Origin of the sequence: Brooklawnia cerclae (assembly GCF_011758645.1) — a bacterium.
Classification (GTDB): domain Bacteria; phylum Actinomycetota; class Actinomycetes; order Propionibacteriales; family Propionibacteriaceae; genus Brooklawnia; species Brooklawnia cerclae.
Genome location: NZ_JAAMOZ010000001.1, coordinates 1,263,591 through 1,287,631 on the forward strand (window position 1 = coordinate 1,263,591; position 24,041 = coordinate 1,287,631).

Annotated in this window: 22 protein-coding genes; 19 read left to right on the forward strand and 3 right to left on the reverse strand. The window is 68.1% G+C overall.

What is annotated here, in order from left to right; translation table 11 throughout:
* Positions 1-9 precede the first annotated feature (9 nt).
* From fmt to FB473_RS06105, 12 genes are all read left to right on the forward strand, one after another.
* Positions 10-939 (forward strand): methionyl-tRNA formyltransferase, encoded by a 930-nt coding sequence (gene fmt / locus FB473_RS06050; RefSeq protein ID WP_167165601.1) that lies wholly within the window; start codon positions 10-12, stop codon positions 937-939.
* Entirely contained in the window at positions 932-2,317 is a 1,386-nt protein-coding gene (locus tag FB473_RS06055) for an RsmB/NOP family class I SAM-dependent RNA methyltransferase (protein WP_167169185.1), read from the forward strand. The genes fmt and FB473_RS06055 overlap by 8 nt, the downstream gene beginning before the upstream one ends.
* Positions 2,318-2,380: 63 nt before the next feature.
* Positions 2,381-3,040, forward strand: a complete 660-nt coding sequence (gene rpe, locus FB473_RS06060; protein ID WP_167169189.1) for a ribulose-phosphate 3-epimerase — start codon at positions 2,381-2,383, stop codon at positions 3,038-3,040.
* A 16-nt stretch (positions 3,041-3,056) separates the two neighbouring features.
* Positions 3,057-3,743, forward strand: coding sequence for a response regulator transcription factor (locus FB473_RS06065; protein WP_167165603.1), 687 nt, complete (start codon positions 3,057-3,059; stop codon positions 3,741-3,743).
* Positions 3,744-3,828: 85 nt separating this feature from the next.
* The gene (locus FB473_RS06070; RefSeq protein ID WP_167165605.1) at positions 3,829-4,749 is read left to right on the forward strand and encodes an ABC transporter ATP-binding protein; all 921 of its coding nucleotides are present in this window, start codon (positions 3,829-3,831) and stop codon (positions 4,747-4,749) included.
* Positions 4,746-5,534 carry an ABC transporter gene (locus FB473_RS06075; RefSeq protein WP_167165607.1) on the forward strand — a complete coding sequence of 263 codons (789 nt, stop codon included), beginning with the start codon at positions 4,746-4,748 and terminating at the stop codon, positions 5,532-5,534. Before FB473_RS06070 ends, FB473_RS06075 begins: the two co-directional genes overlap by 4 nt.
* A gap of 22 nt (positions 5,535-5,556) precedes the next feature.
* Positions 5,557-6,486, forward strand: a complete 930-nt coding sequence (locus tag FB473_RS06080) for a sensor histidine kinase (RefSeq protein ID WP_167165609.1) — start codon at positions 5,557-5,559, stop codon at positions 6,484-6,486.
* A 518-nt stretch (positions 6,487-7,004) separates the two neighbouring features.
* Positions 7,005-8,054, forward strand: coding sequence for an ABC transporter substrate-binding protein (locus tag FB473_RS06085; protein WP_167165611.1), 1,050 nt, complete (start codon positions 7,005-7,007; stop codon positions 8,052-8,054).
* Positions 8,051-8,659: a protein kinase family protein gene (locus FB473_RS06090; protein WP_167165613.1), complete on the forward strand. Its 609-nt coding sequence runs from the start codon at positions 8,051-8,053 to the stop codon at positions 8,657-8,659. Before FB473_RS06085 ends, FB473_RS06090 begins: the two co-directional genes overlap by 4 nt.
* Positions 8,656-9,711, forward strand: a complete 1,056-nt coding sequence (locus tag FB473_RS06095) for a FecCD family ABC transporter permease (RefSeq protein WP_167165614.1) — start codon at positions 8,656-8,658, stop codon at positions 9,709-9,711. Before FB473_RS06090 ends, FB473_RS06095 begins: the two co-directional genes overlap by 4 nt.
* A complete protein-coding gene (locus FB473_RS06100; protein WP_167165616.1) occupies positions 9,708-10,487 on the forward strand; it encodes an ABC transporter ATP-binding protein in 780 nt (259 codons plus the stop codon). Before FB473_RS06095 ends, FB473_RS06100 begins: the two co-directional genes overlap by 4 nt.
* Before the next feature lie 28 nt (positions 10,488-10,515).
* Positions 10,516-11,418 carry a class I SAM-dependent methyltransferase gene (locus FB473_RS06105; RefSeq protein WP_167165618.1) on the forward strand — a complete coding sequence of 301 codons (903 nt, stop codon included), beginning with the start codon at positions 10,516-10,518 and terminating at the stop codon, positions 11,416-11,418.
* 164 nt (positions 11,419-11,582) lie between these two features.
* Here FB473_RS06105 and FB473_RS06110 read toward each other — a convergent pair whose 3' ends face one another.
* A complete protein-coding gene (locus FB473_RS06110) occupies positions 11,583-12,416 on the reverse strand; it encodes a PAC2 family protein (protein ID WP_167165620.1) in 834 nt (277 codons plus the stop codon).
* Positions 12,417-12,523: 107 nt separating this feature from the next.
* On the opposite strand from FB473_RS06110, the gene metH reads away from it, so the two are divergent.
* The gene (gene metH, locus FB473_RS06115; RefSeq protein ID WP_376837197.1) at positions 12,524-16,000 is read left to right on the forward strand and encodes a methionine synthase; all 3,477 of its coding nucleotides are present in this window, start codon (positions 12,524-12,526) and stop codon (positions 15,998-16,000) included.
* Positions 16,001-16,019: 19 nt separating this feature from the next.
* On the opposite strand, the gene FB473_RS18425 is transcribed toward metH, so the two are convergent.
* Positions 16,020-17,339 (reverse strand): S49 family peptidase, encoded by a 1,320-nt coding sequence (locus tag FB473_RS18425; RefSeq protein ID WP_341770050.1) that lies wholly within the window; start codon positions 17,337-17,339, stop codon positions 16,020-16,022.
* Between the two features lie 153 nt (positions 17,340-17,492).
* Between FB473_RS18425 and FB473_RS17605 the strand changes: the two genes are divergently transcribed.
* Entirely contained in the window at positions 17,493-18,209 is a 717-nt protein-coding gene (locus FB473_RS17605) for an HAD family hydrolase (protein ID WP_208390456.1), read from the forward strand.
* Positions 18,202-19,152 (forward strand): tRNA (adenine-N1)-methyltransferase, encoded by a 951-nt coding sequence (locus tag FB473_RS17610; protein ID WP_341770051.1) that lies wholly within the window; start codon positions 18,202-18,204, stop codon positions 19,150-19,152. Before FB473_RS17605 ends, FB473_RS17610 begins: the two co-directional genes overlap by 8 nt.
* A 447-nt stretch (positions 19,153-19,599) precedes the next feature.
* Here FB473_RS17610 and FB473_RS06130 read toward each other — a convergent pair whose 3' ends face one another.
* Entirely contained in the window at positions 19,600-20,544 is a 945-nt protein-coding gene (locus FB473_RS06130) for an SMP-30/gluconolactonase/LRE family protein (protein WP_167165624.1), read from the reverse strand.
* A gap of 161 nt (positions 20,545-20,705) precedes the next feature.
* Between FB473_RS06130 and prcB the strand changes: the two genes are divergently transcribed.
* The 4 genes from prcB to cmk all read left to right on the forward strand — a co-directional run bounded on the left by prcB (position 20,706) and on the right by cmk (position 24,020).
* On the forward strand, positions 20,706-21,467 hold the full coding sequence (gene prcB, locus FB473_RS06135) for a proteasome subunit beta (RefSeq protein WP_167169196.1): 762 nt from the start codon (positions 20,706-20,708) through the stop codon (positions 21,465-21,467).
* Positions 21,468-21,498: 31 nt separating this feature from the next.
* A complete protein-coding gene (gene prcA, locus FB473_RS06140; protein WP_167165626.1) occupies positions 21,499-22,170 on the forward strand; it encodes a proteasome subunit alpha in 672 nt (223 codons plus the stop codon).
* Between the two features lie 13 nt (positions 22,171-22,183).
* Positions 22,184-23,239 carry a prephenate dehydrogenase gene (locus tag FB473_RS06145; RefSeq protein ID WP_341770052.1) on the forward strand — a complete coding sequence of 352 codons (1,056 nt, stop codon included), beginning with the start codon at positions 22,184-22,186 and terminating at the stop codon, positions 23,237-23,239.
* 61 nt (positions 23,240-23,300) lie between these two features.
* Entirely contained in the window at positions 23,301-24,020 is a 720-nt protein-coding gene (cmk, locus tag FB473_RS06150) for a (d)CMP kinase (protein ID WP_341770053.1), read from the forward strand.
* Positions 24,021-24,041 lie beyond the last annotated feature (21 nt).

A 24,041-nucleotide genomic window follows, 5' to 3' on the forward strand; every position in this document is an offset into this window, starting at 1 on the left:
GAATGGACGATGAGGATCGTGTTCGCGGGCACCCCCGAGGTCGCCCTGCCGAGCCTGCAGGCCATCGTGGACGCCGGCCACGACGTCGCCGCCGTCATCACGCGCCCCGACGCGCCGGCCGGACGGGGGAAGAAGCTCACGCCCTCGCCGGTCGCGAACCTGGCCGGCGATCTCGGCCTGCGCGTCCTCAAACCGCATCGGGCCGACGAGCTGCGCGCCGAGATCGAGGAGATCGCACCCGAGGCGGCGGCGGTGGTCGCCTTCGGCATGCTGCTGCCCCAGTGGCTGCTCGACCTGGTACCGGGCGGCTGGGTGAACCTGCACTTCTCGTTGCTCCCACGCTGGCGTGGGGCGGCGCCGGTGCAGCGTGCCGTCCTCGCCGGGGACGCCACCACGGGCGCCACGACTTTCCGGATCGTCAGGGCGCTGGATGCCGGCCCGGTCTTCGGGCGGCTGGAGACCCCGATCGAGCCGACGGAGACCAGCGGCGAGTTGCTCGATCGCCTTGCCGGCCTCGGCGCACCGCTCCTGCTGGATGCCCTGGCCGATGTCGGACGAGGCGTCGAGCCCGTGCCCCAGGCCGTCGAGGGTGTCACGCCGGCCCCCAAGATCAACCCGGACGACGTGCGCATCGACTGGTCGTCGTCCGCCGACGACATCGACCGGCTGGTGCGCGCGGCCAGCCCCAGCCCCGGCGCATGGACGCTCTTCGACCGGGGACGCTTCCGGGTGCTGCTCGCCCGGCCCGCCGAGGCTCCCGATGGGCCACTGCTCCCGGGGGCGATCCGGGCCGACCGTCGCCACCTCTGGGCGGGCACGGGCGGGGGCGACCTGGAACTCGTCCGGGTGCAGGCGGCCGGCAAGAGGGAGATGCAGGGTGCCGACTGGGCACGTGGGCTTCACGGCGTCCAACCCGACCGGCTTCGGTTCGATGCCTGACCGGCGGGCCGGCGGCGCCGGCCGGAACCGTCCCGCGCGTTCTGCCGGCCATGGACGCGACCGGCGCGTCGACCGGGCGCGCAGGGTGGCCCTCGATGCCATGCGCCGGATCACCGCGGAGGGGGGCTACGCGAACCTCGTCCTGGGCGAGGTCACCGCGGGCCTCGACAAACGCGACGCCGGATTCGTGATCGAGCTGGTCAGCGGCACCTGTCGCATGCAGGGCAGCTACGACGCGGTGATCGAGCAGGCGGCGGGACGAAAGCTCTCCACACTCCAGCCCGCGGTCGTCAACGTGCTCCGCTTGGCCTGCCACCAGCTGTTCGCCATGCGGGTGCCCGATCACGCGGCTGTCGGGTCGAGCGTCGACCTCGCCGGGGCGTGCGTGGGGGAGCGGGTCACCGGCCTGGTCAACGCGATCGTCCGCAGGCTGGCCGCTCGCGACCTCGGCGCATGGTTCGACGAGCTTTCCGACGGGCTGGCGCCGCGCGAGGTACTGGCGTTGCGGCACGGGCACCCGGCGTGGGTGGCCGATGCCTTCGCCGATGCCCTGGTGAGCGGGGACGACGAACTCGAACGGCTGCTGGCGGCCGACAACGAGCCGCCGGTTCCGATGCTGGTCGTGCGTCCGGGGCTCGCCGGGGTGGACGACCTGGTGCGTGCCGGGGGCGTACCGGCGCGGTGGTCGCCGTGGGGCGCATCACGCCCCGGGAACCCGGCGGAGGTGCCCGAGGTGGTCGACGGACGTGCCGGGGTGCAGGACGAGGGCAGCCAACTCGTGATCGAGGCCGCGACGAGGGCGAACTCGCCGGATGGCCCCTGGCTCGACCTGTGCGCCGGCCCGGGCGGCAAGTCGGCCCTCCTGCGTGGCTTGGCACCCGGTCTGCTGGTGTCGTCCGAGGTACAGCCCCACCGGGCCGGGCTCGTGGCCAAGGCGTTGCGTGCTTTCCCGAGGACGGGCCACCAGGTGCTGGTGGCCGACGCGACCGCTCCCGCGTGGCGTCCCTCGGCGTTCGGTCTGGTCGTGGCCGACGTGCCGTGCACCGGCCTGGGCGCACTGCGGCGGCGCCCGGAGTCCAGGTGGCGTCGCGATCCCGCGTCCCTGGCGGAGCTCACCGCGCTTCAGCGCAGGATACTGGACACCGCGATCGCCTCGGTCGCCCGTGGTGGCCTGGTGGCGTACATCACGTGTTCGCCGCACCCGGACGAGACCGTGGGCATCGTCCGGCAGGCGAGTGGCGTCGAGATCGAGGACGCTCCCGCGCTGCTGCCGGAGGTACCCGACGCGGCGAGCCGCCTCGACGAACGGTGTATTCAACTGTGGCCGCACCTGCACGGCACGGACGCGATGTTCTGCGCGCTCCTGCGGCGGGTGTGAGCCGGAGAAGTCTGAGCCAGGCGGGGGAGAAGGAGGGTCGCCCGCTAGAGTCGTGGGGTGGCCATGCGAATCACTCCCAGCATCCTGAACGCGGACCTCGCCGACCTGGCGGGCGAGATCACCCGGATCCCCAGCGCCGATGGGCTGCATGTCGATGTGATGGACAACCACTTCGTCCCCAATCTCACGCTCGGCCTGCCAGTCGTCGAGGCGATCCAGAGGCACACCGAACTGCCGATCGACGTCCACCTCATGATCGACGACGCCGACGCGTGGGCGCCCCGGTATGCCGACCTCGGCGTCCACACGGTCACGTTCCACGTGGAGGCTGCCCGGGCGCCGATCCGCACTGCCCGGGAGATTCGGCGGCTCGGCTCGCGCGCTTCCATGGCTCTGAAGCCGGCGACTCCGATCGAGCCGTACGCCGACATGTTGACCGAACTCGACATGGTGTTGTTGATGACCGTCGAGCCCGGGTTCGGTGGCCAGAAGTTCCTCGACCTGGTTCTGCCGAAGATCCGGCGCACCCGTGAACTCGTCAAGGCGACCGGGCAGGAGATCTGGATCCAGGTGGACGGCGGCGTGTCGCTGGAGACGGTCGAGCGCTGCGCGGACGCCGGCGCCGACGTGTTCGTCGCGGGAACCGCGGTGTACCGGGCCGATGATCCGGACGAGATGGTTGTCGCCCTGCGCGACAGGGCGATAGCGGCCTGCGGGCACTGAACCGGAGGGCTGGGTCATGGGCGTGGTTCTCGTGGTGGAGGACAACGCCGATGTGAACGCGATGCTCGCCCGCCATCTTCGCGCCGAGGGCTACGACGTGCGCCAGGCGTTCGACGGGCCCGGGGCCCTCGAGGGTTTCGCCGCCGGTGACGTCGACGCCGTGCTGCTGGACATCACCTTGCCCAATGCCTCCGGTGCCGGGCTCCTCACCGCGTGGCGGCGATCGAGCCAGACCCCTGTCATCGTCGTGTCGGCGAGGGACGCCGTCTGGACGAAGGTCGATCTGCTCAAGCTGGGCGCGGACGACTACATCACCAAGCCCTTCGATCTCGACGAGCTGACCGCCCGTCTTGAAGCGGTGATGCGCCGTGCACGTCCGGCGCAACCTCGCGTCCTCAGCTATGGGCGCCTGAGCGTCGACCTGGAGTCGATGCGGGTGACGGTGGACGACCAGGACATCGATCTCACAGTCACCGAGATGCGCATCCTGGAGGCGCTCATGTCCGTGCCCGGCAGGGTGCGCACCAAGGCGTCGATACACACCGAGGTGTGGGACGAGCCCTATCCCGGCGACGACTCCGCGATCAAGACCCACGTGAGCCACCTGCGCGGCAAACTGAAGGCGGCCGACCCCGGCACCACCTACATCGAGACCGTCTGGGGGCTCGGGTATCGGATGCCGCGGTCCCCCCGGACGACCTGAGCGGATTGACGCTTCCTCCACCTGTGCTCAACGTTTTGTCCACACTTGGTCCCTAACGTCGTGGGCAGATCAGGGAGGAGTGACGATGAGCGACGTGGTGTTGCGCACTCGCGGACTCACCAAACGCTACGGTGACCGCGCGGCGGTCGAGGACCTTTCGGTGACATTGGAGCGCGGCCGCGTCTACGGCCTCATCGGGCGCAACGGTGCGGGCAAGACCACCCTCATGCGCATGGTGTGCGGTCTGGTCACACCGACCCAGGGCAGCATCGAGTTGCTCGGCGACGAGTCGTCGGCGATGAGACAGGCAGACCTGCGCAGGCTCGGCTGTCTCATCGAGGGCCCTGGCCTGAACCCGCGGATGACGGCGCGGCAGAACATGCATCTGCATCGGATCCTGCGCGGGATTCCCTCGGAGTCCGTGGAGTCCGAACTGCTGAGGCTCGTCGGGCTGGACGACACCGGCCGCAAACGCGCGGGCGACTTCTCGCTCGGTATGCGACAGCGGCTCGGCATCGCGGTGGCCCTCATCGCCAACCCCGAACTGCTCGTCCTCGACGAGCCGATCAACGGCCTCGACCCTGTCGGCGTGGTGGAGGTGCGCGATCTCATCCGCCGGCTGAGCCACGAGCGGGGGACCACGGTGCTGGTGTCCAGCCACAACCTGCCCGAGCTGTATCAGACCGCGACCGACTATCTGATAGTGGACCGGGGCCGGCTGTGCGAGTCCTTGAGCCTTGAGGAACTCGACGTCCGGTGTCAGCAGTACCTTCTCGTCGAGGCTGCGGAACCCGCCCGGCTCGTCGCCGCCCTGGAGGCCATGGGGACGACGGGCATGCGGGTCATGCCGGACGGCAGCGTGCGTATCGCGCGTGCCACACAGGGTGATGATCGCGAGGCCCTCGTCCGGGGGCTCGTGGCCCGGGACGTCGTCCCCACGACGCTGGCGCCTCACACCGAGACCCTCGAGAGCTATTTCCTGTCGGTGATCGGAGGTCCGCGATGACCAATCTTCTTCGCGCCGACTGGTACGTCCTGGCACGCGCACGCGGCCTGTGGCTGACCTTGCTGGCCGCGACCGCGATGGCGACGGGATTCTTCGTCTTCTCCCATCTCATCGCGGCCGGGACCTACGACCTGTCGATCGCGGGGTCGGTCTCGGGGCTGTCCGACGTCATCGTGGTCAACCTGCTCGGCACCCTGTCGGCCGGGATACTGGTGGCCGACGACTTCAGCACCAGGAGCATCCACGATCGCGTGCTCATGAACAGCAGGGGAACCATCGTGGCGGCCAAGACGGTCAGCTTCGTCCTGCTCGTCGTCGTCGTGCTCACCCCCTACATCGTCGGTTCCGCGATCGCGTTCGCCAGCCAGGGCGACTTCAGCGTCTTCCTGCCGATCACCTCCCTCGAGCTGGCGGCCAATCCCGGTGGCATCGACGTGAATGCCGGGTCGGTCGTGAAGGTCGTCCTCATCGGCGTGCTGTCGGGCCTGGTGTACGCGGCCCGCATCGCCTACTGCCTACCCCTGGCCTTCGTCACCCGCAAGCCCGTGGTCGTCATGGCCGGCGGGTTCACCGGGGCCTTCGCGATCGACGCCCTGGCCTCGCTGGCGAACAGGAGCGATCTCGGCCGTGACCTGGTGAATCTCACGCCGTTCGGTGAGCAACGGGCCCTGACGGTGACGACCAGCGGTGGCGACATCGCTGCGACCCTGGTCGTCTGCGTGGTGTTCATCGCAGCGATGTCCGTCGTGGCATGGCTGGTGTTCCGGAGGGCCGACATAAAGTGAGCGCGGGCCGAAGGAGGCCGCCATGGTCGGAATCATCGCCGTACTCGCCCTGCTGCTGGTGGGTCTGGCCGGATACCTCGTGGCGGTGCTCCGCCAGGTGGAGGCCATCACTGCCCAGCTCGGGCGTCGCCGCGAGGGGATCACGCACGCCCCGGTGGCTCTCGACCTGGTCAGCCCTTCGCTCAACCGGCTCGCAGCCCTGGTCAACGAGACGATAGCCGACGCCGAGGACGCGGCGCTGGCCGCCAGACGCCACGAGGCCGGCTTCCGCGAGCTGATAGCGGAGATCTCGCATGACCTGCGTACTCCGCTGACGGCGATACGCGGCTATCAGCGACTGCTCGCTGCCACCGATCTGGACGCCGAGCAACGTGCGCAGCTGGCCGTGGCCGCTCGGCATGCCAACGAACTCGCGGAGCAGGTGGACGGCCTGTTCGAGTACGCCTATCTGCTCGACAGCCATACGCAGACAACCCGCGGCCTTTTCGATCTCGGGGCACTCGTGGGCGAATGCCTGGTCGCGGCCCTCGAGTCGCTGGAAAGCCGCGGTCTTCGCGTCGACTACCGGCACAAGGAGCAGATTCTCATCGAATCGGATCGCCAGAAGGTCACCCGGATCGTCGAGAACCTCGTGCGGAACGCTGCGCAGTACGCCGTGGGACACCTGACGGTGTCCGTCGACGCCGACGACCATGTCGTGAGGCTGATCATGACCAACGACGTGGCCGATCCCTCCAGGCTGGAGGTCACGCGGGTCTTCGAGCGGTTCTACTCCGAGCGTGACTTCGGTACGGGGTTGGGGCTGACGATCGTGAGTCTGCTCACTCGCAAGCTCGGCGGCTCGGTGGGCGCCGACCTGGACGGCGGCGAGTTCCGGGTCTGCGTCACTCTGCCGAGACGAGTCTCGGGTGAGACCGGCGACGCCACGGGAAGCAGAACAGACGAACGCTGATCGGTTTCTGCAGTTGCGGATCACGGCAGCGTGTACGTCCGCACGGCCGGACCGACACGCCTGTCAGTTCCTGAGATGCGGAGTCGCGCGTTTCACTTTCCGGACAGTGCGTCATCCGCACGCACCCATGGTTAGCCTAAGTCCCACTTAATTTCGTCAAGATTTGCAGTAAGGAGTTCGGTAAGTTTCAGGATTAATCTCTCGGGTGCTTTTTTCTCTCTCTGGATCATCTTTCCCCCAGCATCTCTGGATCGACCGTCGCCGCAACCGACGTAGTTGCCTTGACAAGGCATTACGACATGCACTGCGGCCTTTTCGCCGACCTCGGAAGAACGTTTGCGCCATCTAATGATCTGATCGGCGACTCACGTATTGTCAGGCATTTCACTGCCGTTCATCGGCTTTGCCATGCCATTTTTCGGGGTGCTTCGGCACCTTAACAGAATCGTCACAAACCGGACCCGACGATGAGTGCGACAGCGCACTCCGACGGGTCGTATCCCCGCAAAGGATGTCACATGCCACGAAGGCTCTCATTCACCCGGCTCGTCCTGCTCGTCACCTTGGTCGTGACAGCGTTGGTCACCGGATGCTCCCAACCGTCGGCGTCCCCTTCTGTCGCCGCCACGCGATCGGTGACCGATGTCCTGGGCAACGTCGTCGAGATCCCGACGACCGTCACACGGATCGTCACCGCCTACCCCGCGGTCGACCAGATCTTCTTGCTGCTCGGTGCCCAGGACAAGGTGGTCGCGCTCAACAAGAACAACACGACGAACGACCTGCTGCTCACCCTGGCGCCTGAATACGCGGATCTGCCCGTGGTCTTCGACTCGTCGAGCAACTTCGACACCGAGGCGTTGCTCGCAGTGAACCCCGATGTCGTCATCGCGGGGTCGCAAGAGGTCGCCGACGCCGTCCAACAGGTCGGCATCCCGGCCGTGGTCGCCATGTCGACCAGCCCTGACACCCTCAAGCAGACGATCACCCTCATCGGAGACATCCTCGGCGCGACCGATCGCGCGGAGGAGTTCATCGCCTACTACGACGACAACATGGCCCAGGCGACGCAGCGCACGGAATCCCTCACCGACGCGGAGCGCACACGGGTCTACTACGCCACCGGGACCGGGCCGCTCAACACCGAGGCCAAGGGATCCATCGTGACGGACTGGATCGAGATGGCGGGCGGCACCAACGTCGCCACCGACGCCGGTGTCGAGGGCATGTTCGTCGACATCTCCGCTGAGCAACTCTTCTCCTGGGATCCCGAGGTGATCATCTGTACCAGTGCTCAGAGTTGCGCCCAGTTCCTCGACGACGACGTCTACGCCGACCTCACCGCCGTGAAGAACAAGGCCGTCTATCCCAGTCCGAGTGGTGCGTACACCTGGTCGGTGCGGTCGGCGGAAGAAGCGACCATGACGCTGTGGGCGGCCACCAAGATCCAGCCCGATCTGTTCACGGACGTCGACTACGTACAGATCACGAAGGACTTCTACGAGCAGTTCTACGGCTACGCCCTGACCGACGAGCAGACCGAGGCCATCCTGGAGCCGTCCGCATGACCGATCGCACTGCTGACGTCGACTACCGCGCCTGGATCGACCTCTACCCGTCGATGCCGTTGTTCGCCGGCATCGATCCGGAAGATGTCGTACGGCTACTTGAGCTGATCGCACCCCCACTGGGGACGGTGCGTGCCGGGACGAGCATCCTGGACGACTACGACCCCACCTGGTTCTACCTCTGCGTGGGCTCGAATCGGGATCCCTCCGCACCGACACCACCGGCCCACCGGGCGTCCTTCCTGCGACCGGGGCAGTGGAGTATGCCGACCGGGCCGATCGGGACGCCGGGTCTGGTGGCGGGTGAGATCATGACCCTCAGCGGTTGCGACCCGTGGGCCGGGCCGAAGGCCGTCTGGGCATTGGTGGACTACGACGTGTATTACTTGATGTTCACGCTCGACGACGTCCTGGAGTATCGCGACGGGCTGTATCCCGCCCAGCAGACGATGATCCGCAACCTCATGGGCATCGTCGCGCAGGTGGTGATCGACCATCGAGCGTTGTTCTACAAGCTGCGGTACGGCATCAACATGTTTGAGCTCACCGACGCGGACAAGCAGCTCTACGCCGAGATACACGCCGATCCGTTGTGGCTGGAATGACGGCGACCGCTACGCGCGGGGTGGGGGAGCAGGGCTCCTCCACCCGGTTGCTTCACAGACTCGCGCTGCCCACCTCGATCGTCGGCCTTGCGGCCGTCGCCTTTCTCGCGCTCTTCGTCGGGGACTACGCTCTCGACGTCCGTACTGTCGTACGCATCCTGGCCTCGCCGGTTCTCCCGGTGGAATCCTCGTGGAACGGAGCTGCCGAGTCCGCGATCCTCAAGGTGCGGGTGCCTCGCATCCTGGCCGCGATACTGGTCGGCGGTGCCCTCAGCGTCTCGGGTGCCACCTATCAGAGTGTCTTCCGCAACCCTCTGGTATCGCCCGATCTCCTGGGTGTGTCGGCGGGAGCCTGCGTCGGGGCGGCGGGGGCCATCCTGCTTCATCTCGGGCAGGCCCCTATCGCGCTGGCGGCACTGCTCGGCGGCCTCGCCGCTGTCGCATGCTCGACGGGTCTGGCCAGGGTGTTCCGCGAGAACTCCTCTCTTGTTCTCGTGCTGGCCGGGGTCATCGTGTCAGGCTTCATGAACTCCGCACTCGGACTACTGAAATACCTGGCCGATCCGGAGACCGAACTCGCTTCGATCACCTACTGGCAGCTGGGCAGCTTGTCCGGGACGAGCATGACCGACGTCACTTTCGTCGCCGTCCCGATAGTGCTCGGTACGGCGGTCCTGATCGTCCTGCGCTGGCGGCTGGGCATCCTCTCCCTGGGCGATGCGGAGGCGGCGTTGCTCGGCACCGACGTCGTCCGGTTGCGCGCCGTCGCCGTGCTGTGTGCCACCGTGCTGACCGCTTGCGCGGTCTGCGTCAGCGGGACGATCGGCTGGATCGGCCTGGTGGTGCCGCATCTCTGCCGTTTTCTCACCGGCCCGGACACCGCACGCGTGGTTCCGCTGTCGGTATGCGTGGGCGCGTTGTTTCTGCTCGCGGTCGACACTCTCGCACGCACGATGTCGACCGCCGAACTGCCGCTCAGCATCCTGATCGGCTTTGTCGGCACGCCTCTTTTCGTCTGGCTGGTCGTCCGGCAACGGAGCACGCTGCGATGAGTGCGTTGCTGGAAGTGGACGGCCTCTGTTTCGCATACCCGGGCGAGCGCGGCACGGTCTTCCGGGACGTGAGCTTCCGGCTCGGCACCGGTGAGGTGATGTGCATCATAGGGCCGAACGGGGCCGGCAAATCCACCCTGCTGCACGCGATCGTCCGTCTGCGCGTTCCCAGTGCGGGCACGGTACGGCTGGACGGCGCCGACGTGTCGCGGTTGTCTCGTTCGCGTATCGCACGGGTGGTCGGCTATGTCACGCAGTCATCGGCTCCCGCCTTCGGGTACCGGGTGCTCGACCACGTCGTGATGGGCCGTGCCCCGCATGTCAGCCTGTACCGGACCCCCTCGCGGGAGGACTACCGTCTTGCAGCCGCGGGCCTTGAGCAATTGGGAGTGGGCCATCTCGCCGAGCGGAACTATCTGGAACTCTCCGGTGGGGAACGCCAGCAGGTCGACATCGCGCGGGCGATCGTGCAGAAACCCCGGCTCATCATCCTCGACGAACCCACTTCGGCACTCGATTTCGGCAACCAGGCTCGGGTGCTCCGCATCGTCCGGCGCCTGGCAGCCGATGGTTTCGCCGTTCTGCTCACGACCCACGACCCCAATCAGGTCATCGTCCTGGACGCGAAGGTCGGCGTGCTCAACAGCGACGGTTCTCTCCTGGTCGGGACTCCGGCGGAGACGATCACCGAAGAGTCTCTCTCCCGCGTCTACAACGCCGATGTCACGGTGGCCTACGTGGACAAGGTCCACCGTGACGTCTGCACCATCAACTGACCACGGCCCGAAAGGCGGCACAGCAGACATGGCAGGTTTTCTGGATTGGCGGATCATCGAGTCCCTGACGGGTTGGGCGGCTCACAGCGACGACACCGAGGTGGAGCGCTGGGACTCGGGGGCCGCGGAGTGGGACCGGCGCACTGCGTTCGAGCGGGACTTCACCGCGGCTCAGGTCGACGCCCTTGACATCGAGCCAACCGACTCCGTTCTCGACGCGTGCTGCGGTGCCGGGCGCCTCACGATTCCGCTTGCTCGCCGTGCACGGGCGGTCACCGGCCTGGACTCGGGCGAGCACATGCTGGAGTACTGCCGTGCGTATGCCCAGCGGGAAGGCTTGACGAACGTCCGGACGATCCAGGTGCCCAGCTGGCACCGCACCGAACCCGGCGTCGACTTTCCGCAGCACGATGTCGTCGTAGCCTGCATCTCGCCGGCTTCCGCGGATGTGGCCAAGCTGAGCCGCGCGGCGACGCGGAGGTGCTATGTGCTCTCCTTCAGCAAGCCCTTCAAGTTCATGGACGTGGCGGCGTCCCTCTTTGCCGGCGCGACCGAGGAATGGCCCGCCGAACCCGGTCCGAAACTCGAGCGGATGCAACTCTCGCGGTACGACATCCCTCGGGTCTTCGGCCTGAACGTCGCCTTCAACGTCCTGTACGACCTCGGCGCCAACCCGACGGTGACGTATGCCGACGGTGGCTGGGTCCACGAGGCGAACACGCGCGAGGCGGTGTACGAGTTCCTCGCCGGGTTCGGCCGGATCATCCCTGGCCGTGAGCAGGTCTTCCGGAGCAATGTCGACAAGCACCTGACCGCGCTCCCCGACGGCAGATATCGGTACGCGACCCCGCGTACCCAGATGTACGTCCTCGGTTGGGATCCGTCCGAGGTCGATCAGGCGAAGGCAGCTGCCAGCGTGGCGCGATTCTGAGTCGGCCGACCCGCTTCTGAGCCTGGAGGAGCCTCCCGCGACCGAAATGTGTTCCCGTGCGCGAAATTTCGTACGCGGGAACACATTGTGCGCGCGGGACGTCGCGCGGGCCTACGTTGAGCGGGACGTGGCGCGGGTCCGCGTCGAGCGTCCCGCGGTGGGGCCTAGCGCCCCTTCTGCTCGCGCCGCCTCAGGTAGCGCTGGAACTCGGCGGCGATGGAGTCACCGGTGGCGGAGGGCAGGTCGGTCTCGTCCTGCTGGGCCTCCAGCGAGTCGATGTAGTCGGAGATGTCGGAGTCCTCGGCGGCGAGCTCGTCCACACCGCGCTGCCAGGCCTTGGCCAGCTCAGGCAGATCACCGAGGTCGAGGGCGAGGTCGAGCAGGTCCTCCACGCGCGAGATCAGCGCCAGCGTCGCCTTCGGGTTCGGTGGGGACGCGACGTAGTGGGGCACGGACGCCCAGAGCGACACCTCGCGCAGACCGGCCTTGCGGCAGGCGTCCCCGAGCACACCGGTGATTCCGGTCGGGCCCTCGTAGTTGTTCGCCTCGAGCCCGAGGGACTGCGCCAAGCCGTGGTCGCTGGTCGTCCCCGAGACGGGAAGCGGACGTGAGTGCGGTGTGTCGGTGAGCATCGCCCCCAGCATGATCACCATCTCGGGCTCGAAGCCGCGGAACGCCGTCACGAGGGTGCGGCAGTACTGCTTCCAGTGCAGGTTCGGCTCGGGACCCGAGACCAGGATGAGGTCGCGATCAGGATGGTGCGCGACGTTGAGCGACGTGGTGGGCCATTCGAGCTCACGGCCCTCGGCGCCGTTGACGACCCGGGGACGCACGATCTGGTAGTCGTAGAAGTCGTCCGAGTCGATGTCGAACGCAGGCGTGGTGTCGTAGGCCTCGGCGATATGGTCGATCGCGGACGTGGCCGCGTCCGCCGCGTCGTTCCAGCCTTCGAACGCGGCGAGCACCACGGGCCGTCTCAACCGTGAACGTCCAACCATGCGTGCACTCTATCCCGCGCCTCCAGCGCCGGGCCGCGGCGTCATCGTTGGGACGCCGGAAGCGAACGGCCACCGGGGAGCTTCGCAGAGATTATATGGTTGCTGGCGTGTCTGCTCCGATCCGTGATGTCCTGTTCCGCCGAGTGCTCGTGGCCGACGGTGCGATGGGCACGATGCTGCAGGACTTCGACCTGGGGTTGGACGACTTCGAGGGCCTCGAGGGATGCAACGAGGTGCTGAACGTGACGCGGCCCGATGTGGTCGCGTCCATCCATCGCGCCTACTTCGCGGCGGGCTCGGACTGTGTGGAGACCAACACGTTCGGGGCCAATCATGCGGCGCTGGGTGAGTACGGCATAGCCGACCGCATCGGTGAGCTCGCCGAGGCGGGCGCGAGCATCGCCCGGCGGGTGGCCGACGAGTTCTCCACCCCCGAGCGGCCCAGATTCGTCCTCGGCAGCGTGGGGCCGGGTACCAAGTTGCCGACCCTCGGCCATGTACAGGCGTCGACGTTGCGCGACGCGTATCAGCAGCAGGTCGAGGCGATGATCCGTGGCGGGGTGGACGCGATCCAGGTGGAGACCGCCCAAGATCTCCAGCAGGCGGAAGCCGCGGTCATCGGTGCGAAGCGCGCGCGGACCGCGCTGGGCGCCGACGTCCCCATCTTCGTGTCGATCACCGTCGAGACGACCGGCTCGATGCTGCTCGGCAGCGAGATCGGGGCCGCTCTGACCACGCTGGAACCCCTGGACGTCGACGTCATCGGCCTCAACTGCGCCACCGGGCCCGCGGAGATGGCCGAACACCTGCGCTACCTGTCGCGTCACGCCAGGGCGGGCATCTCCGCGATGCCGAACGCGGGCCTGCCCGAGCTGACCCCGCAGGGCGCGCGCTACCCGCTTCAGCCCGAGGGTCTCGCGTCCGCGCTGGACGAGTACGTCACCGATTTCGGGCTGGCGCTCGTCGGCGGCTGCTGCGGCACGACCCCCGATCACATCCGCGCGCTCGCCGGGGTGATCGGCCACGACCGCCCGGTCGCCGAGCGCGTGCCCGACCACGTGAACGCGGTGGCGTCCCTCTACTCGGAGACCCCGCTCAGGCAGGACACGAGCTACCTGGCCATCGGCGAGCGGACGAACGCGAACGGCTCGAAGGCGTTCCGCGAGGCCATGATCGCCGAGCGGTGGGACGATTGCGTCGAGATAGCCCGGCAGCAGTCCCGGTCGGGGGCGCACGTGCTCGACCTGTGCGTCGACTACGTCGGACGCGACGGCGTGGCCGACATGACCGAGTTGGCGTCCCGCTTCGCCAGTGCCGTCACGCAGCCGATCATGCTCGATTCCACCGAGCCCGAGGTCATCCGGGCGGGCCTGGAGCACCTGCCGGGCCGGTCGATCATCAACTCGGTCAACTTCGAGGATGGGGACGGCCCCGATTCGCGGATCAATCGCGTGATGCCGATGGTCCGTGAGCACGGTGCCGCGGTCGTGGCGCTCACGATCGACGAGCAGGGGCAGGCGCGGACGACCGAGTGGAAGCTCGCCGTCGCCGAACGCCTGATCGCGACCCTCACCGGCAGGTGGGGCATGGACGAGGGTGACATCCTCGTCGACTGCCTGACCTTCCCGATCGCCACCGGTCAGGAGGAGACGCGCCGCGACGGCGTCGCCACGATCGACGCGATCCGTGCGCTCAAGACGGCACACCCCCGCGTCCAGACGACCCTGGGCGTGTCGAACATCAGCTTCGGCCTCAACCCCGCCGCCCGCGTCGTGCTGAACAGCGTCTTCCTGGACGAGTGCGTGAAGGCCGGGCTCGACTCCGCGATCGTCAGCGTCGCCCGGATCATGCCGGTCGAACGGATTCCCGAGGAGCAGTACCGCACGGCCCTCGACCTCATCCACGACCGTCGTACCGCGGACTACGACCCGCTCGCCCGCTTCCTCGAGCTCTTCGAGGGCGTGACGGCATCCTCGATGCGTGAACAAAGAGAGGCCGAACTCGCTGCGCTTCCGCTGGCCGAGCGTCTCGCCCGGCGCATCGTCGACGGCAACGACAAGGGTCTGGATGCCGACCTCGACGAGGCGCTGGCCGCCAAACCGGCCCTGGAGATCATCAACGACGACCTGCTCGGTGGCATGAGGACCGTGGGGGAGCTGTTCGGGTCGGGTCAGATGCAGTTGCCGTTCGTCCTGCAGAGCGCCGAGACGATGAAGAAGGCGGTGGCCCACCTGGAACCGCACCTGGACGCGTCCGACGCGGGTGCGGGCAAGGGGACGCTCGTGCTGGCCACCGTCAAGGGCGACGTGCACGACATCGGCAAGAACCTCGTCGACATCATCGTGTCGAACAACGGCTACACCGTGGTGAACCTGGGGATCAAGCAACCGGTCTCGGCGATCGTGGAGGCCGCTGAGGAGCATCACGCCGATGCCATCGGCATGTCGGGTCTCCTGGTGAAGTCGACCCTGGTGATGAAGGACAACCTGCTCGAGCTGAACGCCCGAGGGCTCGCCGGCCGTTACCCGGTGCTGCTGGGCGGGGCGGCGCTGACACGTCCTTTCGTGGACGAGGACCTCGCGGGTCTGTACGACGGCACCGTCCGCTACGCCCGGGACGCGTTCGAGGGCCTCGAGCTGATGGACGCGATTATGGCCGTGAAGAGGGGAGAGCCCGGTGCCGAGCTGCCACCGGTGCGGACGCGGCGCGTCCCCCTCCGGGCGGCAGGGCCGGTGCCGGTCGCATCCGGCGAGCGCTCCGACGTGGCCAGGGGCATCGAGGCGCCCGCCCCGCCGTTCTGGGGCAGCCGGGTGACCAAGGGCGTCCAGCTCGCCGACATCGTCGGCTATCTCGACGAGCAGGCCCTGTTCAAGGGGCGATGGGGCCTTCGTGCGGTTCGCGGCGGCCCCGGCTACGCCGAGATCGTCGAGACCGAGGCGCTACCACGCCTGCGGGCATGGCTCGACCGGGTCAAGGCCGACGGGCTGGGGCAGTTCGCCGTCGTCCACGGGTACTGGCCGTGCTGGTCGCAGGGCAACGACCTGGTGGTCGCCGATCCGGACGACCAGCAGCGGGAGATCGCGCGGTTCACCTTCCCGAGGCAGGTGCGCGAGCGCAGGCTGTGCATCGCCGACTTCTTCCGGGACGAGCATGAGGCCGCCGAGCTGGGCCCCGACACCCTCGCCCTGCAACTCGTCACGATGGGATCGCGCGTCTCACAGGAGACGGGGCGGCTGTTCGGGGCCGACGCCTACCGCGACTACCTGGAACTCCACGGATTGTCGGTGCAACTCACCGAGGCGCTGGCCGAGCTGACCCATCAGCGGATCAGGTCCGAACTGGGTCTGTCGGCCGACGACGATCCCAGCCTGGACGAGCAGATCGCCCACCAGGCGTACCGGGGCAGCCGCTACAGCTTCGGCTACCCCGCCTGCCCCGACCTGGAGCTCCGGTCGCCGCTGTGCGACCTGCTCCAGGCCGAGCGCATCGGGGTCGAGCTGTCGGAGGAATTCCAGCTGAACCCCGAACAGTCGACCGACGCCCTGATCGTCCATCACCCCGAGGCGAAGTACTTCAGCGCCTGAGGCGAGCGCCGGGCCGGCGTCAGCCGCAGACCTGCGATGCGTCCCCACTGAACGCGAGCACCGCCGGGGCGCCCGTGCACAGGCTGCTGGTCGGTGTGAGCCCTTCGCCGGTGCTGAGCGGCACGTTGTGCCCCGGGACGCGCGCCTGCGCACCGAGCAGCTGGGCCAGCGCGCCGGGCATGGACGGGGCGACGATGCGGGTGTCGTCCGGATCGACCCCGCTGGTGGACGCGGCTTCGCGGAAGGCCTCGCTGCGTCCCATCACCTCGTCGACCAGACCCTTGGTGACCGCGGTGTCCGGGTCGAACATGAAGGCACCGAGGTCGTCAACGATCGTGCTCGCGGGGATGTCCCGGTGCTCGCTCACGAAGTCGACGAACGCCTGGTACTCCACGGCCATCCCCTGGGTGTAGACGGCGCGTTCCTGCTCGGTCATGTCGCGCCAGGGGCTGCCGAAGTCCTTGCCGGTGCCCTGGGTCAGATACTCCGAGGTGATGCCGCCGCTGGTCTCGACCCCGGATTCGAGGATCGTCCCCGTGGTGGCGGTGACGTCGTGGTACACCGTGATCGGCCCCATGATGACGCCGATGCTGCCGGTGAACGTGCCGTGGTCGGCGATGATGAGGTCGGCCGGTGCCATCGCGTACATGCCACCCGACGCGGCCATCGACTGCACGTAGGCCACGACCTTGTTACCCGTGCGCTCCTGGTAGCGGACGACGGCGTCGGCGATCGCCCGGGCGCCGTAGATCGTGCCGCCGGGGGTGTCCATGAGAAGGACGACGCCGGCGTAGTCGTCGGCTTCCAGGGCGTCCAGCTCGTCGGCGATCTCATAGCCGTAGGTGGCCGCCGAGAACGAGGTGCCGCTTCCCTCGCCCTCGATCGTGCCGTTGATGTTGAGCGCCAGAAGCGTGTTCTTCGCGTTCTCCGGGCCCCACACGTGGGTGGTGGTCAACGAGTCCGACTGGTTCCGGCTGCCGATCAGCGCGACGCCGAGCATGCCGAGGGTGCTCACCAGCGCAAGGGCCACGAGCACGGCGCCGACGCCCAGGGCTGCCCCGAACCCGGCTCCGAAGCCCCGGGCGAAGGGCTTGTCCGGCTTCGCGGGCGCTACAGCCAGGGGCGGCCTCGGTGGTGGGACCGTTCCTGGCACGGGCGAGGGCGCACCGGCCGGCGGTGGGAGCTGGGGTGCGGGCTGCTCCGCGGTGCCGATGGTCGCCTGTCCGCCGATGGCTGTCTGCCCGCCGGTGGCGGCGGTCGACGGTTCGCCGGGCTGTGCGTCCGGGACGGGAGGAATGCCGTCGGGTGGTTGTGACGACGGTGTCTGTGGGGTGTTCACGAGCCTTTCCTTTCCCCCGGATCGGGGTCGGTTCGGTGGCGTGTAGTCCGCTCATTATGTCGGACCAGGCGGCCACGACTCGCTGGCAAGCTGGAACGATCACGACGCCCACGGATTCGGAGTGCGGCTGCCGAACTGCGAGAATGGTTGATCATGGCAACCCCGAACAGACTGATCGCGAACCGGCCGAGCGCTGTCCTGTGGGACTACGACGGCACCCTCATCGACACCGAGCCGGCATGGATCCAGGCCGAGATCGACATCATGGCCGCGCGCGGGGCAAGGTGGACCTACGAACAGGGCACCGAATACTGCGGCACGCCGTGGGACGTGTCGTCCGCGGCCCTCATCGCGGCCGCGCGAGATCAGGGCCGTGATCTCGAGATGACCGAGTGGGAGGTCTACGAGGCGATGGCGAGCAGGGTCGCCGCCTACATCGCGGACAACGACCTGCCGTGGCTGCCGGGCGCGCGGGAACTCCTGGAGGGACTGGCATCCCGGGGAACGCCGATGGCCATCGTCTCGGCGAGCCCGATCGGTGTGCTGCAGGCGGGTATCTCACGCATGCCCACGGGCGCCTTCGGGGCCGTGGTCACCGGGCAGGAGGTCACGAAGGGCAAACCCGACCCGGAGGGCTACCTGACCGCCGCGACACGACTCGGCGTCCTCGCCTCGGAGTGCGTGGTCGTGGAGGATTCCGCTTTCGGTACCCAGGCGGGACGAGCCGCGGGAGCCGTCGTCATCGCCGTGCCGATCATGACCGAACTCGCCGACACCGCCGGGATGATCGTCCTGCCGTCGTTGGCGGGAGTGGGGCCCGCCGAACTGGACGGCCTGTTCACCGGGGCGCGGGAGGTCGTCTGTGACTGACAACGATCCGGCGGTGTACTCCGGCGTACACACCGGGGCGCTGCGGGCCGGGGAGTGGGTGGCGCTGACCGACGCGAAGGGTCACCGCAAATCACTGCTGCTGCAAGCCGGAAAGGTGTTCCACACCACGAAGGGTGGGCTCGCGCACGACGACATCATCGGGCGTCCCGAAGGCATCGTGGTGACCACAGCGGGTGGCCTGCAGTACCTCGTCTTCCGGCCGCTGCTGGACGAGTACATGGTCTCGATGCCTCGTGAAGCGGCCGTGATCTACCCGAAGGATGCCGCCCAGATTCTCATGAAGGCCGACATCTTCCCCGGCGCGCGTGTGCTGGAGGCCGGTGTGGGCTCGGGGGCCATGAGTCTCGCGCTGCTGCGGGCGATCGGGCCGACCGGGCGCCTGCACAGCTACGAGCGCCGTCCCGAGTTCGCGGAGGTGGCCCTGGCGAACGTGGAGCAGTTCGTGACCGGCACGCATCCGGCGTGGACGGTGACGATCGGCGACCTCGTCGACGTGGTGGCCGACGAGCAGGTCGACCGGGCGATTCTCGACATGCTCGCACCCTGGGACTGCGTCGACGTCGTGGGAGATGTCCTCGTCCCGGGCGGCATCCTGTGCTGCTACGTGGCCTCGACCACGCAGATGGGACGCGTGAGCGACGCCATCCGCGCACACGGTGGGTTTACCGAGCCGAAGCTGTCCGAGACGATGATCCGCGACTGGCATGCCGAGGGACTGGCCATCCGGCCTGCCCACGGGACGACCGCCCACACGGGCTTCCTGGTCATCACGCGGCGTCTCGCCCCGGGTGTGGAGGCGCCTTTGCGCAAGCGGCGTCCGGCACCGGGCGCCTACGGCCCCGACTACCAGGGGCCGATCCCGCGCAACGTCAGGGCCGAGCACCTGGAGGCGAACCGTCGTCGCAGCGAGGAGCTGGGGTAGCAACCGCGATCTGCGAGTTTGTTACCTTGCGGGCCCGTGAGTTCGTTGCCCTGCGCTCCTTGAGTTCGTTGCCCCTGCGCTCCCTGAGCTTGTCGAAGGGATGGGTGCTCGTTTCGACGGGCTCAACGAGCGTTTCGGCAGACGGTCCCTGAGCTTGTCGAAGGGATGGGTGCTCGTTTCGACAGGCTCAACGGGCGTTTCGGCAGACGGTCCCTGAGCTTGTCGAAGGGATGGGTGCTCGTTTCGACAGGCTCAACGGGCGTTTCGGCAGACGGTCCCTGAGCTTGTCGAAGGGATGGGTGCTCGTTTCGACAGGCTCAACGAGCGTTCGAGGGGGCTCGGCGAACGTTCCGATACATGTGTGCCCGGCCCCGGCATCCTGGAGACGCAACAACGTGGAAAGTTGTGGCGCGTAGTCGAACCACAACTTTCCACGTTGTTCACAGATCAGGCCCCGGCGGGTTGCAGTTGGTCCCGCAGGACGTGCGAGGCATCGCGAACGTGCGTGCGCACACGCCACAGCCGTGAGGTGCACGCGATGAACAGGTCGGTGCCGTCGTCCCCACCGAAGCAGATGTTGCCCACGTGCCCGCCCTCGACGGGGATGTAGCCGATCTGGTCGCCCTCGGGGGAGTAGATGTGGACGCCCGAGAACTCCGAGCTCCAGACGTTGCCGCGCTCGTCGACGCGGATGCCGTCGGCGATCCCGTCGTCGATGGCCCGGAAGTCGCGTCCGCCCTTGCACATGCGTCCGTCCAGCACGCGGTACACGCGGATGGCGTGGGTGCCACCGGGGTTGGGCTCCAGGTTCGGCAAGTCGATGGAGTTGTCGGACGAGTACAGCAGCGATTCGTCCGGGCTGAAGGCCAAGCCGTTGGGCATCTCGACGTCGATGATGACCGGCTCCACGCTGCCGTCCGCCGGGTCGAAGCGCCAGACCCAGTGATCGCGGTACTCGAGGTCGCCGGGGTGTCCCTCGATGGGGCGCTTGATGCCGTAGGACGGGTCGCTGAACCAGACCGTGCCGTCGGACTTCACGATGACGTCGTTGGGCGAGTTGAACCGCTTGCCCCGCCACTGGCTGGTGAGTTCGCTGACCTGCCCGTCACGCTCGACCTCGACGCGCCGAAGGCCGTGGGAGCATTGGACGACCTCGCCGTCCAGCCCGGTGGTGCGGCCGTTGGTGAACTCGACATCGTCGCGGTAGACCGACACCAGGTTGGTGTCGGCGCTCCACTCGAGGATCCGGTTGCGGTGGATGTCGCTGAACCGCACGGCTCGGCGTGCCGGGATCCACACAGGCCCCTCGGCCCATGTGGCGAGCTCGCTCTCGTCCCCGAGCCGTTCGATGGTCGTGCTCGCGAGCAGTCCCGCATCATCCTGGATCGTCATGGTGAAACCTCCTCGTTTCCGCCACAGCTATGTGGCCATATCCTCGATGAAAAATCATATGCCACTTTGATCCGTATGGACACCGCCCCAGGGCCGACGGCACGTGGGGCGCGGGTGGGCAAGGGGCATCACCTGACGGGTAGGCTGTCGGGATCATGGACATGTCAGGTGTGGGGGAGCTGTCCAGCTCCTTTTCGCAGTTCGTCGCCCGGGTCGCACCCGAGGCACTGCCCCGGGTGGACGCGGAGCACGTGCAGCTCGCCCCCCACGGAACCACGATCGTCGCCGCATCCTATGCCGACGGCGTGGTCATGGCAGGCGACCGCCGGGCGACGATGGGTAGCCTGATCGCTCAGCGTGACATCGAGAAGGTCTTCGGAGCCGACGAGTTCAGCATCGTCGGCATCGCGGGCGCGGCGGGCATAGCCATGGAGCTCGTCCGGCTGTTCCAGGTGGAGTTGCAGCACTACGAGAAGCTCGAAGGGGTCGCCCTGAGCCTCGACGGCAAGGCCAATCGGCTGGGGTCGCTCGTCCGTGGCAACCTCGAGCTCGCGTTGCGGGGACTCGCGGTGATCCCCATGTTCGCCGGCTGGGACGTCGATCGCCGGGTCGGGCGCATCTTCAGCTACGACGCGACGGGCGGACGCTACGAGGAGACCGGGTTCCACGCCGTCGGGTCGGGAGCCGCCTTCGCGCGTGGGTCGATGAAGAAGACCCACCAGCCCGGCGGCGACGAGACCTCCGCGGTGCTGTCGGTGATCCGGTCGCTCTACGATGCGGCGGACGACGACTCCGCCACCGGTGGGCCAGACCTTGCCCGTTCGATCTTCCCGGTCGTCATGACCGCCTCCGCGGCCGGCGTCCGGCAGCTTCCGACGTCGGACGTCGCCGACCTCACCACCCGCGTTCTGGAGATGTTGTGAACCGAACCCCGACCCCGGCAGGGGGCGCACGATGAGCATGCCGTTCTACGTCGCCCCGGAGCAGCTGATGAAGGACCGTGCCGACTACGCGCGCAAGGGCATCGCGCGCGGGCGCTCGGTGCTCGTCCTGCGGTATCGGGACGGTATCGCGTTCGTGGCGGAGAATCCCAGCCGCACGCTGCACAAGGTGAGCGAGATCTACGACCGCATCGGCTTCGCGGCGGTCGGCCGGTACAACGAGTTCGAGAACCTGCGCATGGCCGGTATCCGTTACGCAGATCTGCGCGGCTACTCCTACGACCGGCGCGACGTGACGGCGCGGGGGCTCGCGAACGCTTACGCGCAGCAGCTCGGCACCGTGTTCAGTTCGGGGTCCGAGAAGCCGTTCGAGGTGGAGCTGGTCGTCGCCGAGGTCGGACAGGACGCCGCGCGTGACCAGATCTTCCGCATCGGCTTCGACGGGACCATCGTCGACGAGACGGGCTTCGCGGTGGTGGGCGGCGCCACCGAGGTGCTCAGCGAGAAGCTGGGCGGGGGCTTCGACGCGGACGCCGATCTCGCCTCCGCTGTGCGCCTCGCGGCGAGCTGTTTGGGAGAGCGCACCCACCTGGAAGTGGGAGTCCTCGATCGCACGCGGACGCAGACCCGGAAGTTCCGTGCCGTCGAACGTGACGAACTGCAGTCGCTGCTGGGCGGCGACTGAGGTGCCCGAGGTCGTGATCGACCCTGCGGTGATCGTGGGGACTGGTCTGGTTGGCGCGTCGGTCGGTTGTGCGCTGAGTGCTGCGGGCCTGTCGGTGCATCTGCGCGATCGCGTCCGGTCGCATGCGGTCGTCGCGGCGGGTCGCGGTGCCGGGGTGGTCGAACCGGTCGATCCGGCGTCGGCCCGCCTCGTGGTCGTGGCCGTGCCTCCCACCGCGGTGCCGCGTGTGGTGGCCAGCAGCCTGGCCCGGTACCCGAACGCGGTGGTGACCGACGTCGGGTCGGTGAAGAGCAAGATCCTCGACGAGGTGATCGCGTTGACCGAGGACGCGTCCCGCTACATCGGGGGTCATCCCATGGCGGGCTCCCACCAGTCGGGCCCGCTGACCGCCGCCGCTGAGCTGTTCGCCGACCGCACCTGGGTGCTGACCCCGCGTCCGGACAACCCCGACTGGGTCGTGGAGACGGCACGCACTCTGGCGTCGGTCTGCGGAGCGCGGATCGTCGAGATGTCGGCGGCCGACCACGACCGGGCGGTGGCCGAGGTGAGTCACTTCCCGCAGCTGGTCAGCAGCCTGACCGCGGCGCGGCTGGCCGATGTGCCGCGGGGTGACCTGCGGCTGGCCGGCCAGGGCGTGCGCGACGTCACCCGCATCGCGGCGTCCGATCCCGACATGTGGGTGCAGATCGTCGCGGCCAATCGGGCGCCGATCCGCGAGCAGCTGGTCGCCTTGCGCGACGATCTCAGCGGCCTGATCGCGGCGCTGGACGAGCCCGACGCCGTCAACGACGTGCTCAAGCGCGGCAACAAGGGCGTTCGGGCGCTGCCCGGCAAGCGGGGAAAGCGTCCGGACAAGCTGGTTCCCGTCGTCGTGCAGATCCCGGACGCGCCCGGTGCGTTGGGGCGGTTGTTCGCCGACATCGCGATGAACGGCATCAACATCGAGGACCTGTCGATCGAGCACGACCCGGATCGCGAGATCGGCTATCTGTCGATCGACGTGGCCCCCGACCGGGTCGACGGCCTGCGCCGCATGATTCGCGATCGCGGCTGGGGGCTGCGGTCCTGACAACGGCGGTTCGCATGCCGGACGCGTCGAGTTTGCCATTTGGAAAGGTTGGATTCCTACCGTGACAACCGTGTTGCAACCCCGGCTGGTGATCGCGATCGACGGCCCGAGTGGTTCGGGCAAGTCGAGCACGTCGCGAGCCGTCGCGTCCCGGCTGGGATGCGAGTATCTCGACACAGGTTCCATGTACCGGGCGCTGGCGCTGTGGTGCACTCACCGGGGCATCGCGTCCGACGACCCCGTCGCCGTCGCCCGGGCGGCCCGCGACCTCCCGATCAAGGTCCGCACCGATCCCGCGTCGTTCCGCGTCGAGCTGGGTGCCAACGACGTCACCGAGCAGTTGCACGCCCCGGAGGTCTCGGGGATCGTGTCGGGTTACGCCGGTGTCCTGCCGGCGCGTGAGGCACTGATCGTCCGGATGCGCCGGATCATCGAGGACTGTGGCCGCATCGTCGTCGAAGGACGCGACATCACGACGGTGGTCGCACCCGGTGCAGACGTGCGCGTCCTGCTGCAGGCCGATCCCGAGCAGCGCATCCATCGCAGGGAAGCGCAGTTGGACGGGGCGGCCGATCACGAGACCGTCGCCGAGCAGGTGGTGGGACGCGACGCCGCAGATTCGGCCACCACCCGCTTCGAGACCCCCGCGGACGAGGGAGTTCACCTGATCGATTCCACGGACCTGACCCTCGACGAGGTGATCGACCGGGTCGTGGCCCTCGTCCCGCACGAACTCGTCGTCCCGGTGCCATCACCGGGACCGGACCGACCCCTCACCTGAGGAACCCGACACCAGGAGCGA